Origin of the sequence: Burkholderia sp. BCC1972 (assembly GCF_905339605.1) — a bacterium.
Classification (GTDB): Bacteria; Pseudomonadota; Gammaproteobacteria; order Burkholderiales; family Burkholderiaceae; genus Burkholderia.
The window spans coordinates 18,068-34,906 of record NZ_CAJPGH010000011.1 but is presented as its reverse complement, the minus strand read 5'-3'; the positions used below and the strand labels follow the sequence as shown (position 1 = coordinate 34,906).

Here is a 16,839-nt window from a genome sequence, read left to right as displayed (position 1 = left end):
GCGACGCGGCCGGCTGCGGGCAAGCTCCAGCGGATTGTAATGAGCGTGCACGGGGCTGCGCAACAAAATTTTCGAATTATGAGATCTTTTCTCGCAATGCGGAATATTGCTGCGCTGCACCCATGTTTCGGGGCGCTCCGGCACGCGGCAGCGGAACAAATCCGTTTCCGTTCAACATATCCGGTACAGGTTTTCCATGTATTGCGCTGCGCTACAATCCTGCCATGTTGACCGATCGGCTTTTCGCACGCTCGGCGCGACCGTCGGGCCCGCCGGCGGAGTCGCAGCCGTCCCGTTGGCACCACGGACCGTGGTGGTCCAATTCCTATTTGCTGACGCCGCTGCTGTCGATCCTGGTGTTCCTCGTGGTGATGAGCCTCATCTTGTGGAGCCTCAATCGCCGCGAACAGCAGCAGCAGGAAGACACCCTCTTCCGCAACGTCGCATGGGCGCAGCAGCAGATCCGCCTGTCGATGACGGGCGCGCAGGAACAGCTGCAGGCGCTGTCGCGCGATCTCGCGTCGGGCCGCCTCGACCAGAACGCGTTCCAGATGGCCGTCGCAGACGTGATGCAGACGCATCCGGAAATCCTCTACCTGAACTGGTACACCGCGCCCGGCGTGCAGCGCTGGCCGACCGTGCATCCGCCGCTGCTCGGCCAGCGGCTCGCGAAGCCCGGCGACGCGCAGATGCAGGAAGCCGTGCGCGGCGCGTACGACGAGGCGCGCAGCACGCGCCGCCAGGCCTATTCGCCGCTGATCTACGACGACTTCGGCAACGGCTTCATCACGCTGCAGACGCCCGTGATGCGCGGCGACCGCGAATATCTCGGCTCGATCGCCGCGGTGTTCTCGGTCGAAGGCATCCTGAAGCACGACATCCCGCAGGAACTGTCGTCGAAGTACAAGATCTCGATCACCGACTCGAACAACCGCGAGCTGTCGTCCACGTCGACGCGCCCGCGCCTGCCGCGCGACTCGCACTACGATCTTCCGCTCGATCCGCCCGGCCAGGGGCTGACGGTACGCGTGTACGCGTTCCCGCAGCTCACGAACCTGACCAACAATACGCTCGTGTGGCTCGTCGCCGGCCTGTCGTGCTTCGTGCTGTGGAGCCTCTGGAGCCTGTGGAAGCACACGCGCCAGCGCTTCGAGGCGCAGCAGGCGCTGTACGCGGAAGCGTTCTTCCGCCGCGCGATGGAAAACTCGGTGCTGATCGGCATGCGCGTGCTCGACATGCACGGCCGCATCACGCACGTGAACCCCGCGTTCTGCCGGATGACGGGCTGGGACGAAACCGACCTCGTCGGCAAGGTCGCGCCGTTCCCGTACTGGCCGCGCGACGCGTACCCGGAAATGCAGCGCCAGCTCGACATGACGCTGCGCGGCAAGGCGCCGAGCTCGGGCTTCGAGCTGCGCGTGCGGCGCAAGAACGGCACGCTGTTCCATGCGCGCCTGTACGTGTCGCCGCTGATCGACAGCTCGGGCCGCCAGACCGGCTGGATGTCGTCGATGACCGACATCACCGAGCCGAAGCGCGCCCGCGAGGAACTCGCGGCCGCGCACGAGCGCTTCACGACCGTGCTCGAAAGCCTCGACGCAGCGGTGTCGGTGCTGGCCGCCGACGAAGCCGAGCTGCTGTTCGCGAACCGCTACTACCGCCACCTGTTCGGCATCCGCCCGGACGGCCATCTCGAGCTGTCGGGCGGCGGCTTCGACCGCGCGCAGGCCTCGTCCGACTCGATCGACATGGTCGACGCGTTCGCGGGCCTGCCGGCCGCCGCGCTGACGAGCAGCACGGCCGATGCGCAGGAGGTGTACGTCGAGAGCATCCAGAAATGGTTCGAAGTGCGCCGCCAGTACATCCAGTGGGTCGACGGCCACCTCGCGCAGATGCAGATCGCGACCGACATCACGACCCGCAAGAAGGCGCAGGAACTCGCGCACCAGCAGGAAGAAAAGCTGCAGTTCACGAGCCGATTGATGACGATGGGTGAAATGGCGTCGTCGATTGCACACGAATTGAACCAGCCGCTCGCCGCGATCAACAACTACTGCTCGGGCACGCTCGCGCTCGTCAAGAGCGGCCGCGGCACGCCCGAGACGCTGCAGCCCGCGCTGGAAAAGACCGCGCAGCAGGCGCTGCGCGCCGGGATGATCGTCAAGCGGATCCGCGAATTCGTGAAGCGCAGCGAGCCGAAACGCCAGCCGGCAAGGGTCGCGGACATCGTCGCCGACGCAGTCGGGCTCGCCGAAATCGAGGCCAGGAAGCGCAGGATCCGGATCGTCACGGAAATCCTCGCAAGAATGCCTATTATTTATGTCGACCCCGTGCTGATCGAACAGGTGCTGATGAACCTGATGAAGAACGCGGCCGAGGCGATGGCCGACGTGAAGCCGGCGTCGGCGGACGGCGTGATCCGCGTCGTCGCCGACATCGATGCGGGCTTCGTCGACATCCGCGTGATCGACCAGGGTCCGGGCGTCGACGAAGCGACCGCCGAGCGCCTGTTTGAACCGTTTTACAGCACCAAGTCCGATGGCATGGGCATGGGGCTGAATATCTGCCGTTCGATCATCGAATCGCATCGGGGGCGTCTGTGGGTGGTCAACAACGTCGAGCCGGATGGCCGCATTTCCGGCGCGACGTTCCACTGCAGCCTGCCCATTGGGGAACCCGCTGATCTCGGCCAAGGGGGGCGCGAGGCATCGGCATCACATACCGTTACGGGAGAACTATGAATAGCCCTGTCACCACCACTCAGGAAACCGTCTTTGTCGTCGACGACGACGAGGCCGTACGGGACTCGCTGCGCTGGCTGCTGGAGGCGAACGGCTATCGCGTGCAATGCTTCTCGAGCGCCGAGCAGTTCCTCGATGCCTACCAGCCGGCGCAGCAGGCCGGCCAGATCGCCTGCCTGATCCTCGATGTGCGGATGTCGGGCATGAGCGGTCTTGAGCTGCAGGAACGCCTGATCGCCGACAATGCCGCGCTGCCGATCATTTTCGTCACGGGTCACGGCGACGTGCCGATGGCCGTGTCGACGATGAAAAAGGGTGCGATGGACTTTATCGAGAAACCGTTCGACGAAGCCGAGCTGCGCAAGCTCGTCGAGCGGATGCTCGACAAGGCCCGAAGCGAAAGCAAGAGCGTCCAGGAACAGCGTGCCGCGAGCGAACGCCTGTCGAAGCTGACCGCGCGCGAGCAGCAAGTGCTCGAACGCATCATCGCGGGCCGCCTGAACAAGCAGATCGCCGACGATCTCGGCATCAGCATCAAGACGGTCGAGGCGCACCGCGCGAACATCATGGAAAAGCTCAACGTCAACACGGTGGCCGACCTGCTGCGCCTCGCGCTGTCGAAGAAGCAGGCCTGAGCGTCTTCAGCGGCCGCGGCGGCGCTTGCCCGCCCTGCGGCCCGCCAGCGGCGTCTGCCGCCCCGCGCGATGCGGCCCACTCGCGCGGCGGCGGCCTTTTCTCCCGGCGCACGCGCGCTGCGGCCATGACGCTTCTCGCTGATTCCCTGTCGGACGGCAGCAGGCGAACGGTATAATTGCGTGCTTTGCTGCGGCGCTTCGGGTGCCGCACGCCCGCATTCCAACTTCCCGGCAGGACCCACCACCATGACAGCCCTCCTCATCGACGGCAACGCCCTTTCGAAGACCCTGCGCGCGCAGGCCGCCGAACGCGCCGCCGCCCTGACCGCACGCGGCCACCAGCCCGGCCTCGCGGTGATCCTCGTCGGCGCAAACCCGGCGAGCGAAGTCTACGTGCGCAACAAGATCAAGGCGTGCGAGGACAACGGCTTCTTCTCGCAGAAGGATGCATACCCGGCCACGCTGTCGGAAGCCGACCTGCTCGCGCGCATCGACGAACTGAACCGCGACCCGAAGATCCACGGCATCCTCGTCCAGCTGCCGCTGCCGGCGCATATCGACAGCCACAAGGTGATCGAGGCGATCGCACCGGAGAAGGACGTCGACGGCTTCCACGTCGCGAACGCGGGCGCGCTGATGACCGGCAAGCCGCTGTTCCGCCCGTGCACGCCGTACGGCGTGATGAAGATGTTCGAGGCGCACGGCATCGCGCTGCAAGGTGCGAACGCGGTCGTGATCGGCCGTTCGAACATCGTCGGCAAGCCGATGGCGATGATGCTGCTCGACGCCGGCGCGACCGTGACGATCTGCCACAGCAAGACGCGCGACCTCGCCGCGCACACGCGTGAGGCCGATATCGTGGTCGCGGCGGTCGGCAAGCGCAACATCCTGACCGCCGACATGGTGAAGCCGGGGGCAACGGTGATCGACGTCGGCATGAACCGCGACGACGCCGGCAAGCTGTGCGGCGACGTCGATTTCGCGGGCGTGAAGGAAGTGGCCGGCCATATCACGCCGGTGCCGGGCGGCGTCGGCCCGATGACCATCACGATGCTGCTGATCAACACGATCGAAGCGGCCGAGCGCGCCGCCGACGCGGCCGCCTGACCCCCTGCCCGTTCAGCCGGCGCACGGTTCCGTGCGCCGGCGTCCCGCCAGCCGCGTCGCCGCGGCTGCACCGCGCCGGCCGCCCCCTCGCCGATCGCCGGATGCCCGTTGCCCCCATCCGACCCTGCGTCAATCGCGTCATTAGAAACTAACGATTGGAAAGCGCACGATGCGCCCCAATAATGTCGGTATCGGGCGCCGTCGCGCCCCGCCGCCGTTACCCTTTTCATCCCGGTTCATCCGGCAACAGACAGGGAGTCTTATGTCCGCCAGCGCCAACACCAATCCGCTCCTCGACTTCTCCGGCCTGCCCCGTTTCGGCGAGATCCGCCCGGAGCACGTGACGCCCGCGCTCGATACGCTGCTCGACGCAGCCAGCCGCGCGGTCGAAGCCGCGAGCGCGAGCGCGACGCCGTCGACCTGGGCTGCCGTCGTCGAGACGGTCGAGCAGGCCACGGAGCCGCTCGGCCGCGCATGGAGCATCGTCGGCCACCTGAACGCGGTCGCCGACACGCCCGAACTGCGCGCCGCCTACGGTGAAAACCTGCCGCGCGTGACCGAGTTCTGGTCGAGCGTCGGACAGAATCTCGCGCTGTACGAGAAGTACAAAGCGATCGCCGCGAGCGCCGAATATGCGACGCTGTCCGCCGAGCGCAAGAAGATCCTCGACAACGCGCTGCGCGATTTCCGCCTGTCGGGCGCCGAGCTGCCCGAGGACCAGAAGCCGCGTTTCGCCGAACTGCAGGAACAGCAGGCCGCGCTGTCGAAGGCATTTTCCGACCACGTGCTCGACGCCACCAACGCGTACGCGTACTTCGTCGAGAACGAAGCCGACCTGGCCGGCCTGCCCGGCGACGCGATCGAGGCTGCCCGCGAAGCCGCGCAGAAGGACGGCAAGGACGGCTGGAAATTCACGCTGCACTTCCCGTCGTACTTCCCGGTGCTGCAGTACGCGGACAACCGCGCGCTGCGCGAGACGCTCTACCGCGCGTATGCGACGCGCGCGTCGGAGCTCGGGCCGCAGTATGGCGACGGCAAGGCCGAATGGGACAACACGGCGATCGTCGCCGACGAGCTGAAGCTGCGCCGCGAAGAGGCGCAGATGCTCGGCTACCGCAACTTCGCGGAAGTGTCGCTCGCGCCGAAGATGGCCGAATCGCCGCAGCAGGTCATTGCATTCCTCGAGGATCTCGCCACGCGCGCGCGCCCGCACGCAGACAAGGACTGGGACGAGCTGCGCGCATTCGCCGCGAAGGAACTCGGCCTGACGGAACTCGCGCCGTGGGACGTGGCATACGCGGCCGAAAAGCTGCGCCAGCAGCGCTACGCGTTCTCGGAAAACGAGGTCAAGCAGTACTTCCCCGAGCCGGCCGTGCTGAAGGGCCTGTTCACCGTCACCGAGACGCTGTTCGGCGTGCGCATCAAGCCGGACGACGCGCCGGTATGGCACAAGGACGTGCGCTTCTTCCGCGTCGAGAACCGCGACGGCTCGCTCGTCGCGCAGTTCTATCTCGACCTGTATGCGCGCGAAGGCAAGCGCGGCGGCGCCTGGATGGACGACGCGCGCTCGCGCGCGAAGCGCGGCAGCGACGTGCAGACGCCGGTTGCGTACCTCACCTGCAACTTCTCGGCACCGATCGGCGGCAAGCCCGCGTGCTTCACGCACGACGAAGTCATCACGCTGTTCCACGAATTCGGCCACGGGCTGCACCACATGCTCACGCGCGTCGACGAGCTCGGCGTGTCGGGCATCAACGGCGTCGAATGGGATGCGGTCGAGCTGCCGTCGCAGTTCATGGAAAACTTCTGCTGGGAATGGGACGTGCTGTCGTCGATGTCGTCGCACGTCGACACGGGCGCCACGCTGCCGCGCGAGCTGTTCGACAAGATGATCGCCGCGAAGAATTTCCAGAGCGGGCTCGGCACGCTGCGCCAGATCGTGTTCTCGATGTTCGACATGCTGCTGCACGTCGACTTCGACCCGGCCGGCGCCACCGGCGTGACCGCCTTCGCGCGCGAGATCAACGAGCGCTATCACGTGATCCCGCAGGCGGCGTTCTCGCGCTGGCCGAACACGTTCAGCCACATCTTCGCGGGCGGCTACGCAGCCGGCTACTACAGCTACAAGTGGGCCGAGGTGCTGTCGGCCGACGCGTACGCGGCGTTCGAGGAAGCGGCCGCCAAGAGCGGCAGCGTGCTCGACGCGGCCACCGGCACGCGCTATCGCCGCGAGATCCTCGAGGTCGGCGGCAGCCGCCCGGCGATGGATTCGTTCAAGGCGTTCCGCGGCCGCGAGCCGGAAATCGACGCGCTGCTGCGCCACAACGGGATGGCCGCGCCCGCACACTGAGCGCGCCGCCCGGCCTTTCCGGCTGCATCGACAGGCACCGCTTCGGCGGTGCCTTTTTTCATGGCGCGGGCGCGTCTTCGTCGAACAGCGAGAACTGCCCGTGACGCTCGGCCGTGTCCTCGTCGATGCGCACGCCGACGCCGAGCAGCCGCACGGCCTGCGCGCGCCGCTGCAGCCCCTTCGCGAGCAGCGTGACGGCCGTCTCCGCATTGGTCGCGTCGGCCACGCACTCGACCGTCGTGCGCTGGAAATCGGCGAAGCGGATCTTCACGTACAGCTTGCGGATCGACCGCGCGGCGCCTGCGCGCGCAATCCGCGCGTCGAGCTGCACGACGAGGCGGCAAATCTCGTCCGCGCATTGCTCGAGCGTCGTCAGGTCGGTCACGTAGGTCGTCTCGACACTGACCGACTTGCGCTCCTGGTCGGCCTGCACGGGCCGTTCGTCGATCCCGCGCGACAGTTCGTACAGCCGCCGCCCGAATGCACCGAACTCGCGGTGCAGGTCGATCAGCGGCCAGTCGCGCAACTGCGCGCAGGTCTGGATGCCGAGCCGGTCGAGCCGCGTGGCCGTCACCTTGCCGACGCCGTGCAGCTTGCGCACCGGCAGCGCCGCGACGAACGCGTCGATCTCGTGCGGCCGCACGACGAACAGGCCATCCGGCTTGTTCCAGTCCGACGCGATCTTCGCGATGAACTTGTTCGGCGCGACGCCGGCCGAGACGGTCACGCCGACCGTGTCGAACACACGCTGGCGGATCTCGCGCGCGATCAGCGTCGCACTGCCCTGGCACCGCTGCGACCCGCTGACGTCGAGGTACGCCTCGTCGAGCGACAGCGGCTCGACGTCGGGCGTGTAGTCGCGATAGATCGCCATGATCTGCCGCGACGCCGCGCGGTATTTGTCCATCGCGGACGGCAGGATCAGCAGGTCCGGGCACTTGCGCATCGCGAGTGCCGACGACATCGCCGAATGCACGCCGTAGCGCCGCGCCTCGTAGTTGCAGGTCGCAATCACGCCGCGCTGGTCGGGCCGGCCGCCGACCGCGAGCGGCCGATTGCGCAGCGACGGGTCGTCGCGCATCTCGACCGATGCGTAGAAGCAGTCGCAGTCGCAGTGAATGATCTTGCGCATGCGCGGCAGCGCGTCGCCCGGCGGCGGCACGTGCGGATCGGCGGGCGGAATGGTGGTCGGGTTCACGGTGCCGATACTGTACAAAAACACAGTGCCGGTTTCAACTGTCGCGTGCGGCAGAAACCGGTCGCCCGCGCCCGCCTGCGCCGTACCGGCCCGCTTTGCGCGGATCGTACCGGCCGGGTGCGGGCCGCCGCACCTATACTCGTCTGCCGCGACACACGAAACGAGAAGGTGACGGATGAAGACGATCGGACTGATCGGCGGCATGAGCTGGGAATCGTCGGCCGAGTACTACCGGATGATCAACCGGCATTCGAAGGCGCTGCACGGCGGCCATCACAACGCGAAGAGCGTGCTCGTCACGGTCGATTTCGCGGAAATCGAAGCGCTGCAGCGCACGCACGACTGGGCGGCGCTCGGCGAACGGATGGCCGACGCGGCACGGCAGCTCGAGGCGGCCGGCGCCGACCTCGTCGTGCTGACGACCAATACGATGCATCGCGTGCACGACGCGATCGAGGCCGCGGTGATGCTGCCGTTCCTGCACATCGCCGATCCGACCGGCAGCGCGCTGCGCGACGCGGGCGTCGAGCGCGTCGCACTGCTCGGCACGCGCTACACGATGGAGTTGCCGTTCTACGCGGAGCGGTTGCGCGAGAAATTCGGGCTGGACGTGCTCGTGCCGGACGAACGCGGGCGCGACGACGTGCACCGGATCATTTACGACGAGCTGTGCCACGGCATCGTCGCGGCGCAATCGCGTGCGACGTATGTGTCGATCATCGAGGCGCTGGCAAAGCGCGGCGCGCAGGCCGTGATCCTCGGCTGCACGGAGATCACGCTGCTGATCGGCGCGGACGATTCGCCGCTGCCGGTGTTCGACACGACCGCGCTGCATGCGAAGGCGGCCGTGGAGTGGGCTGCGCGATAACCGCGGCAACGAATATCGCGCGCAGAAAACAAAAAACCCGGCACGAGGCCGGGTTCCTGTCGACGAAGCGCGCATCGGTCACTTGCGCTGCACATCGTCTGGTGTGCTTGGTTGCGGGGGTAGGATTTGAACCTACGACCTTCGGGTTATGAGCCCGACGAGCTGCCAGACTGCTCCACCCCGCGTCAGAGAAATAAATTATAGGGTGAGGGAGTACTCACGTCAATACTTTTGTCACAATTTCTTCTCTCCCCTTCCAGGCAGCGTCGCACGCCCACTGCTCCGCGTCGCGCATTGCGCGCGTTCGCACCCCATGCTCGCGGTAAGATGGCGGCCTTCGCATTCACGCCGCACGCACACTCCCGTTCATGAAAATTGCCACCTGGAACGTCAACTCGCTCAACGTCCGCAAGCAGCATGTGCTCGACTGGCTCGCGCACAGCGGCACCGACGTGCTGTGCCTGCAGGAACTGAAGCTGCCTGACGAGAAATTCCCGCGCGCCGATCTCGAGGCGATCGGCTACCGCAGCTGGTTCACGGGCCAGAAGACCTACAACGGCGTCGCGATCCTCGCGCGCGAGTCGCTGACCGTCGACGAATCGGACGTCGTGCGCAATATCCCCGGCTTCGACGATCCGCAGCAGCGCGTGGTCGCCGCGACGGTCGACGGCGTGCGCATCGTGTCCGCGTACTTCCCGAACGGCCAGGCGCCCGACTCCGACAAGTTCGTCTACAAGATGCAGTGGCTCGATGCACTGCAGGCGTGGATGCGCGCCGAGTTGCAGCGCTTCCCGAAGCTCGCGCTGCTCGGCGACTACAACATCGCGCCGGAAGACCGCGACGTGCACGATCCCGCGAAATGGGAAGGCCAGAACCTCGTGTCGCCGCAGGAGCGCGCGCACTTCGCGCAACTGATCGAACTCGGCTTCGTCGACGCGTTCCGCCGCTTCGAGCAGCCCGAGAAGACCTTCACGTGGTGGGACTACCGGATGATGGCGTTCCGCCGCAACGCGGGGCTGCGCATCGACCACATCCTGCTGTCGCCGGCGCTCGCGCAGACATGCACGTCGTGCGAGGTCGACCGCACGCCGCGCACGTGGGAACAGCCGTCCGACCACACGCCCGTCGTCGCGGTCGTCGGCTGATCGTCCAGTCCGCCCGCGCTCAGCGCCGCGCGGGCGCCGGCCCGAGATGGGTCCACAGGAAGCCGAACTCGGCCGCATCGGCTTCCGCGCGCTCCAGATCGTCGGCACTGCCGTGACCGCCGTCGGTGTTCTCCCAGTACCACACCCGTTCGTGACCGAGCGCATGCATGCGTGCGGCCATCTTGCGCGCATGCGCGGGATGCACGCGGTCGTCGCGCGTCGACGTCGTCAGCAGCAGCGGCGGATACGCGACGCCTTCGCGCACGCGGTGATAAGGCGAATACGCGGCCAGCGCCGCACCCTCGCCCGGATCGTCCGGGTCGCCGTATTCGTCGAGCCACGCAGCACCCGCGTGCAGCTTCGGATAGCGCTGCATGTCGAGCAGCGGCACGCGGCACAGCACCGCGCCGAACAACTCGGGCCGCTGCATCATGCACGCGGCGACCAGCAAGCCACCGTTGCTGCCGCCCTCGATCCCGAGCTGAGCGGCCGTCGTCACGCCGGTCGCGGCCAGATCCTCGGCCACCGCGATGAAATCGTCGAATGAACGCTGCCGGTGCTCGCGCTGCGCGTCGACGTGCCAGCGCGGCCCGAACTCGCCGCCGCCGCGGATATGCGCGAACGCCATCACGCCGCCGCGTTCGAGCCAACCGATGCCGAACGCGTCGCTGTAGCCCGGCAGGTTCGGGATCGCAAAGCCGCCGTAGCCCGACAGCAAACACGGCCGCGCGACGCGCGTGGCACCTTCGGCCGGATCGAGCGCATCGCGCGGCCCGATCAGCGTGTACGGCACCACCGTGCCGTCCCGCGAACGCGCGCTCGCGCGGCGCACGACGAGCCCGGCCGCATCGAACTGCACCGGCGGCCGGTCGAGCAGCACGCGGCGCGACGGCGCATCGTCCGCACGATCGGCGAGATCGGCCAGCCAGCATTCGGGCGGATCGAGATAGGTGTCGACATCGACGTACACCTCGTCGTTCAGCGTCGCCTCGACGGGCTCGACGTCGATCTGCGCGTCGCCCGTCCATTCGAACGGCCGCGCGTCCCACACCCACGTGCCGTCGTCGGCCTGTCGCGGTTGCCACAGCATCGTGCGGTTGTGCACGTCGTCGAGCCAGCTCGCGATCAGCGTGGTGCGCGTGTGCGTCCACGTGCACGCGGACGTCGTCGGCTGCGGCGCAAACAGCGTCGTGAATTCGCGCGACCCGGCCAGGAACGCCTGCTCGCGGATCGCGAGCAGCGAGCCGCCCGCATGGCGCACGCCATCGCAGTCCCAGTCGAGGCGCGGCTCCAGCACGAGCCAGCCTTCCCAGAACCCGACTTCGACATGCGTCGGCACGTCGTAGCGCGCCCACTCGCCGGCGTCGGTCAGCCAATACGCATGCGCGTCGAAGAAGTCGACGCTGCGCCACGCGACGTGGCGACGGTCGATCGGATCGAACCACGCGCCGGCACTGATGTCGTCGGGTTCGCCGCTGAAGACGACGGGCGCATCGGCGAGCGCCGTGCCGCGCACCCAGCGCCGTGCTTCGTACGGATAGCCGGCCGCGGTCGCATGCGCTTCGCCGCGATCCCAGCTCACGTAAACGGTGTCGCGGTCGATCCAGCCGACCGTGTGATGGCCCGGCTCGTCGATCGTGAAACCGCCATCGACGAAACGGCGTTCGACGAGATCGAATTCGCGCACGACGACCGCGTCGGCGCCGCCCGGCGACAGCGACAGCAACGCGCGATCGCCGTCCGGGTACAGGATCGCGTCCTGCTCGAACACCCATGACTCGCCCTCCTCGGCACCGAGCGCGTCGACGTCGAGCAGCGTTTCCCACGCAGGTCGACCGGCACGCCAGTCGTCCCAGCGCGTGCGGCGCCACAGCCCCTTCGGATGGAGATCGTCCTGCCACAGGTCGTACGCCCAGTCGCGCCAGCGGGTCGGAATCACCGGGCGTTCGCGCGGCAGATAGGCCTTGGCGAGACGTGCGGTCAGCGCGCGATACGCGTCGTCGTCGCGCAGCGCGGCGCGCGTGCGCGCATTCTGCTCGTCGACCCACGTGCGGGCGCGCTTGCTGTCGAGCGCTTCGAGGAAACGGAACGGGTCGGCCTCGGTGGGCCAGCGGAAGGAATCGGACATTGCGGATCGGCGGAATGGCAAGCTGCGTGCAAACCGCGATTATGTCCGATCGCGGCATGCGCGACGCCCGCGCATGCCGCAAATCGTGCTCAGGGCTCCAGATGGAGTTCCTGGATCTTGCGCGTGATCGTGTTGCGGCCGATGCCGAGCCGCTCCGCGGCCTCGACCTTGCGGCCGCGCGTGAAGTCGAGCGCCTCGCGGATCACGGCCGCCTCGAAGCGACGCGCGAGCTCGTCCATCACGTCGGCCGAATTCTCGCGCAACAGCCGCGCGACTTCGGTACGCAGCCCGTGCTCCCACAGCGGGTAGCCGGCCGGCGCGCCGCCGTTCGGCGCGGCCGCGACGGGCGTGCTCGCCACCGGCGCGGCACCGAGCACGGACGTTCCGGCCGCCGCGTTGCCGCTGCTGCCGGGCGCATCCGCGCCGTCACCCGTCGCGACGACCGGCGCACCGCCCGGCACGAGGTCGGGCGGCAGGTCCTTGACCTCGACCGTCTGCGCCGGCGCCATCACGGTCAGCCAGTTCGCGAGGTTCTCGAGCTGCCGCACGTTGCCGGGAAACGCGAGCGACGTCAGGTACGCGAGCGCTTCGTCGGACACGCGCTTCGGCTCGACGCCGAGATCGCGGGCACTCTTCTGCAGGAAGTGGCGCGTGAGCAGCGCGATGTCCTCGCTGCGTTCGCGCAACGGCGGCAGGCGCAGCCGGATCACGTTGAGCCGGTGGTAAAGGTCCTCGCGGAACAGCCCCTGCCGCACGCGCGATTCGAGATTCTGGTGCGTCGCGGCGATCACGCGCACGTTCGCGCGCAGCGGGTTGTGCCCGCCGACGCGATAGAACTGCCCGTCCGACAGCACGCGCAACAGGCGCGTCTGCAGGTCGAACGGCATGTCGCCGATTTCGTCGAGGAACAGCGTGCCGTTCTCGGCTTGCTCGAAGCGGCCCTGCCGGGTCGTCTGCGCACCGGTGAACGCGCCGCGCTCATGGCCGAACAGCTCGGACTCGAGCAGGTCCTTCGGAATCGCCGCGGTGTTCAGCGCGATGAACGGCCCGTTCGCGCGCGGGCTGTGGCGATGCAGCGCACGGGCGACGAGCTCCTTGCCGGTGCCCGACTCGCCGGTGATCAGCACGGTCGCGGCCGAATGCGACAGTCGGCCGATCGCGCGGAACATGTCCTGCATCGCGGGGGCCTGGCCGAGCATCTCGGGCGCCTCGGCCACGCGCTCGTCCTGCGGCGCGCCGCCGCGCAGGCTTTCTTCCACCGCACGGCGGATCAGCTCGACGGCCTTGTCGACATCGAACGGCTTCGCGAGATATTCGAACGCGCCGCCCTGGAACGCCGCGACGGCGCTGTCGAGATCGGAGAACGCCGTCATGATGATGACGGGCAGGCCCGGCAGCCGCTCGTGCATCGCCTGCAGCAACTCGAGGCCCGAGCCGCCCGGCATCCGGATGTCGGACACGAGCACCTGCGGCGTCTCGTGGTCGAGCGCGGCCAGCGCGTCGCGCACGTTCGCGAAGCTCTTCGTCGCGAAGCTGTCCCGGGCGAGTGCCTTTTCGAGCACCCAGCGGATCGATTGGTCGTCGTCTACTATCCAGATCGGCTTCATAGGTCGGTCAGGTATGGGTGAATCCGGTGAATCGCAAGTCGCCGCTCAATGGTCGAGCGGCAGCAGAATCTGAAACTCGGTACGTCCGGGCCGGCTTTCGACCTCGATCATCCCGTCGTGCTGCTGCACGAAGGTCTGCGCGAGCGTGAGACCGAGGCCGCTGCCGTCCTCGCGCCCGGACACGAGCGGATAGAAGATCCGGTCGCGGATCTCTTCCGGAATGCCGGGCCCGTTGTCGATCACGTGCAAGTCCAGTGCCAGCCGGTACAGGCGCTTCGCGATCGTCACCTTGCGCGCGATGCGCGTGCGCAGTTCGATCTTCGCGTCGCCCTGCGCGATCCGCTCGCGCAGCGCCTGCGCCGCGTTGCGGACGATGTTGAGCAGCGCCTGGATCAACTGCTCCTTGTCGCCGCGCAGGTCCGGCACGCTCACATCGTAGTCGCGCTCGATCGTGAGCCCGCGCGGGAATTCCGCGAGCATCACCGCGCGCACGCGTTCGCACACTTCATGAATGTTCACGTCGCCGACGATGTGCGGATGCCGGTGCGGCTCCAGCAACCGGTCGACGAGCGTCTGCAGGCGATCGGACTCCTTGATGATCACCTGCGTGTATTCGCGCAACTCGCCGCGCTCGCGCTCGCCCAGTTCGAATTCGAGCAGCTGGGCTGCGCCTCGAATGCCGCCGAGCGGATTCTTGATCTCGTGCGCGAGGTTGCGGATCAGTTGCTTGTTGACCGCGGTCAGGTCGTGGATGCGCTCTTCCCGGTCGGTGCGCGACTGCCGTTCGTTCTCGAACAGCTCGACGAGCACGAAATCGGGCGCCGTCTCGAGGAAGCCGACGATCGCGTGCACGTGCAGCGGTTCGCGGCCGGGCCGGTCGAGCACGGTATCGAGGTGCGTCGCATGAAAGCGTTCCTCGCCGATCGCCGTGATCGTCGACGCCAGTTCGTTCGCGTTCGGGAAAATCTCGCCCCACGGCCGCTGCGCGAGCTGCCGTCGCGAGATGTCGAGCATCGCCTCCGCCGACGGGTTCGCGAACGCGATCCGCAGCGTCTTGCGGTCGAGCACGATCACGACCGTCGGCAGCGCTTCCAGCCCCGCCAGCAGGCCCGAGCGTGCGAGCCGCTCGTCGTCCGTCAGTCGCTCGGGCTGCCCCGTTCTCGCCTTGATCAGATTCTTCAGAACCATCTGCGTGCTTGTCGCGCCTCACCGGGCCAAAAATGAAAATCGTCGGAACAAAAAAGGGACGGCCGGACGCCGTCCCCTTTCAGACTCCGCCGCTCCCGCCGCGGGCCGCGCGACGGGAACGAACCGGCATGACGGCGCTGAATCGAAGCGCCATCGCCGATTAGAGCGAGTAGTACATCTCGAACTCGATCGGGTGCGTCGTCATGCGGAACTTCGCCAGCTCCTGCTCCTTCAGCGCGAGGTACGCGTCGAGCATGCCGTCCGTGAACACGCCGCCACGGGTCAGGAACTCGCGATCCTTGTCGAGCGCTTCGATTGCCTGGTCGAGGCCTGCGCAGACGGTCGGGATCTTTGCATCCTCTTCCGGCGGCAGGTCGTACAGGTTCTTGTCCGCGGCTTCGCCCGGATGGATCTTGTTCTGGATCCCGTCGAGGCCCGCCATCATCAGTGCCGAGAACAGCAGGTACGGGTTCGCCATCGGATCCGGGAAGCGCGTTTCGATACGGCGGCCCTTCGGGTTCGACACGTGCGGAATGCGGATCGATGCCGAACGGTTACGCGCCGAGTAAGCGAGCTTGACCGGTGCTTCGAAGTGCGGGACCAGGCGCTTGTACGAGTTCGTCGTCGGGTTCGTGATCGCGTTCAGTGCACGGGCGTGCTTGATGATGCCGCCGATGTAGAACAGCGCCAGTTCCGACAGGCCGGCGTAGCCGTTGCCCGCGAACAGGTTCTGGCCGTCCTTCCAGATCGACTGGTGAACGTGCATGCCCGAACCGTTGTCGCCGACGACCGGCTTCGGCATGAACGTCGCCGTCTTGCCGTACGAGTGCGCGACGTTATGGATGATGTACTTCGACCATTGCGTCCAGTCGGCGCGCTGAACCAGCGTCGAGAACTTCGTGCCGATTTCGTTCTGGCCCTGGCCCGCCACTTCGTGGTGGTGCACTTCGACCGGGATGCCGAGCTGTTCGAGCAGCAGGCACATTTCCGAACGCATGTCCTGGAACGTGTCGACCGGTGCGACCGGGAAGTAGCCGCCCTTCGTGCCCGGACGGTGGCCCGTGTTGCCGCCTTCGAATTCCTTGGCCGACGACCACGGTGCTTCTTCCGAGTTGATCTTCACGAAGCAGCCCGACATGTCCGTGTTCCACTGGACCGAGTCGAAAATGAAGAATTCCGGTTCCGGACCGAAGTAGGCCGTGTCGCCGATGCCCGTGCTCTTCAGGTACGCTTCGGCGCGCTTCGCGAGCGAGCGCGGATCGCGCTCATAGCCCTTGCCGTCGGCCGGCTCGACCACGTCGCAGGTCAGCACGAGGGTCGACTCTTCGTAGAACGGGTCGACGAAGGCTGCGTTCGGATCCGGCATGAGCAGCATGTCCGACGCCTCGATGCCCTTCCAGCCCGCGATCGACGAGCCGTCGAATGCATGACCGCTTTCGAACTTGTCTTCGTCGAATGCCGAAACCGGCACCGAGACGTGCTGCTCCTTGCCGCGCGTGTCCGTGAAGCGGAAATCGACAAACTTGCAGTCCTCGTCCTTCACGAGTTGCATGACGTCGGCGACGGTTTTACTCATAACCTCTTCTCCTGATTAGAACAATTCCGGCGGACTGGGAACCGCCTCGTTTATCGAGCTGACCGGGGTCTTGCTTTGGCGCAGCGCGCCCCGATTCGACCGAATTCTATATAGCAGCTTCCGTGCCACCTTTTCAAACGCCGGGCGCAAATCGCGCCAGAGCTCGCCACGACAGGGCTGTGCTGCGCGATTCCGGGGCTTCGCGCCACACCGGTCGCTCGTCGAAAGCACTGTCATGGTGCAATCGCCACAGCCCGTTGCCGTCACGGAATCATTCTGGTGCATGCACGCCATTC

The 16,839-nt window shown here is 67.0% G+C and carries 11 protein-coding genes, 1 tRNA gene and 1 pseudogene; 6 read left to right on the top strand and 7 right to left on the bottom strand.

The window, feature by feature from the left end; translation table 11 throughout:
• Positions 1–87: 87 nt before the first annotated feature.
• Positions 88–305: pseudogene (locus tag U5798_RS37135) on the bottom strand (hypothetical protein); the annotation flags it as partial.
• Here U5798_RS37135 and fixL point away from each other — a divergent pair.
• From fixL to U5798_RS17325, 4 genes are all read left to right on the top strand, one after another.
• Positions 225–2,741, top strand: a complete 2,517-nt coding sequence (fixL, locus tag U5798_RS17340; RefSeq protein WP_124455462.1) for an oxygen sensor histidine kinase FixL — start codon at positions 225–227, stop codon at positions 2,739–2,741. The pseudogene U5798_RS37135 and the gene fixL overlap by 81 nt on opposite strands.
• On the top strand, positions 2,738–3,376 hold the full coding sequence (fixJ, locus tag U5798_RS17335) for an oxygen response regulator transcription factor FixJ (protein WP_006493245.1): 639 nt from the start codon (positions 2,738–2,740) through the stop codon (positions 3,374–3,376). The genes fixL and fixJ overlap by 4 nt, the downstream gene beginning before the upstream one ends.
• A 246-nt stretch (positions 3,377–3,622) precedes the next feature.
• Positions 3,623–4,483: a bifunctional methylenetetrahydrofolate dehydrogenase/methenyltetrahydrofolate cyclohydrolase FolD gene (folD, locus tag U5798_RS17330; RefSeq protein WP_124455463.1), complete on the top strand. Its 861-nt coding sequence runs from the start codon at positions 3,623–3,625 to the stop codon at positions 4,481–4,483.
• Positions 4,484–4,745: 262 nt separating this feature from the next.
• The gene (locus tag U5798_RS17325) at positions 4,746–6,833 is read left to right on the top strand and encodes a M3 family metallopeptidase (RefSeq protein WP_124455464.1); all 2,088 of its coding nucleotides are present in this window, start codon (positions 4,746–4,748) and stop codon (positions 6,831–6,833) included.
• 58 nt (positions 6,834–6,891) lie between these two features.
• On the opposite strand, the gene dinB is transcribed toward U5798_RS17325, so the two are convergent.
• On the bottom strand, positions 6,892–8,055 hold the full coding sequence (dinB, locus tag U5798_RS17320; protein ID WP_124455465.1) for a DNA polymerase IV: 1,164 nt from the start codon (positions 8,053–8,055) through the stop codon (positions 6,892–6,894).
• A gap of 151 nt (positions 8,056–8,206) precedes the next feature.
• On the opposite strand from dinB, the gene U5798_RS17315 reads away from it, so the two are divergent.
• Positions 8,207–8,899, top strand: coding sequence for an aspartate/glutamate racemase family protein (locus U5798_RS17315; RefSeq protein WP_124455466.1), 693 nt, complete (start codon positions 8,207–8,209; stop codon positions 8,897–8,899).
• 108 nt (positions 8,900–9,007) lie between these two features.
• Here U5798_RS17315 and U5798_RS17310 read toward each other — a convergent pair.
• Positions 9,008–9,084 (bottom strand) — tRNA-Met (locus U5798_RS17310).
• Between the two features lie 183 nt (positions 9,085–9,267).
• Here U5798_RS17310 and xth point away from each other — a divergent pair.
• Positions 9,268–10,044 carry an exodeoxyribonuclease III gene (gene xth / locus U5798_RS17305; protein ID WP_124455467.1) on the top strand — a complete coding sequence of 259 codons (777 nt, stop codon included), beginning with the start codon at positions 9,268–9,270 and terminating at the stop codon, positions 10,042–10,044.
• Positions 10,045–10,063: 19 nt separating this feature from the next.
• Here the strand turns inward: xth and U5798_RS17300 are convergent, their stop codons facing one another.
• From U5798_RS17300 to glnA, 4 genes are all read right to left on the bottom strand, one after another.
• Complete coding sequence (locus tag U5798_RS17300) at positions 10,064–12,172, bottom strand: prolyl oligopeptidase family serine peptidase (RefSeq protein ID WP_322082738.1); 2,109 nt, start codon at positions 12,170–12,172, stop codon at positions 10,064–10,066.
• An 89-nt stretch (positions 12,173–12,261) separates the two neighbouring features.
• A complete protein-coding gene (gene ntrC, locus U5798_RS17295) occupies positions 12,262–13,779 on the bottom strand; it encodes a nitrogen regulation protein NR(I) (RefSeq protein WP_322082737.1) in 1,518 nt (505 codons plus the stop codon).
• 45 nt (positions 13,780–13,824) lie between these two features.
• The gene (gene glnL, locus U5798_RS17290; protein ID WP_031399495.1) at positions 13,825–14,967 is read right to left on the bottom strand and encodes a nitrogen regulation protein NR(II); all 1,143 of its coding nucleotides are present in this window, start codon (positions 14,965–14,967) and stop codon (positions 13,825–13,827) included.
• Positions 14,968–15,127: 160 nt separating this feature from the next.
• Positions 15,128–16,543 (bottom strand): type I glutamate--ammonia ligase, encoded by a 1,416-nt coding sequence (glnA, locus tag U5798_RS17285; protein WP_124455470.1) that lies wholly within the window; start codon positions 16,541–16,543, stop codon positions 15,128–15,130.
• Positions 16,544–16,839 lie beyond the last annotated feature (296 nt).

What these genes read in the sequence shown, in the direction of transcription:
- fixL (WP_124455462.1), top strand. Translation starts at nt 225, where the DNA reads ATGTTGACCGATCGGCTTTTCGCACGCTCGGCGCGACCGTCGGGCCCG.
- fixJ (WP_006493245.1), top strand. Translation starts at nt 2,738, where the DNA reads ATGAATAGCCCTGTCACCACCACTCAGGAAACCGTCTTTGTCGTCGAC.
- folD (WP_124455463.1), top strand. Translation starts at nt 3,623, where the DNA reads ATGACAGCCCTCCTCATCGACGGCAACGCCCTTTCGAAGACCCTGCGC.
- U5798_RS17325 (WP_124455464.1), top strand. Translation starts at nt 4,746, where the DNA reads ATGTCCGCCAGCGCCAACACCAATCCGCTCCTCGACTTCTCCGGCCTG.
- U5798_RS17315 (WP_124455466.1), top strand. Translation starts at nt 8,207, where the DNA reads ATGAAGACGATCGGACTGATCGGCGGCATGAGCTGGGAATCGTCGGCC.
- xth (WP_124455467.1), top strand. Translation starts at nt 9,268, where the DNA reads ATGAAAATTGCCACCTGGAACGTCAACTCGCTCAACGTCCGCAAGCAG.
- U5798_RS17300 (WP_322082738.1), bottom strand. Translation starts at nt 12,172, where the DNA reads ATGTCCGATTCCTTCCGCTGGCCCACCGAGGCCGACCCGTTCCGTTTC.
- ntrC (WP_322082737.1), bottom strand. Translation starts at nt 13,779, where the DNA reads ATGAAGCCGATCTGGATAGTAGACGACGACCAATCGATCCGCTGGGTG.
- glnL (WP_031399495.1), bottom strand. Translation starts at nt 14,967, where the DNA reads ATGGTTCTGAAGAATCTGATCAAGGCGAGAACGGGGCAGCCCGAGCGA.
- glnA (WP_124455470.1), bottom strand. Translation starts at nt 16,543, where the DNA reads ATGAGTAAAACCGTCGCCGACGTCATGCAACTCGTGAAGGACGAGGAC.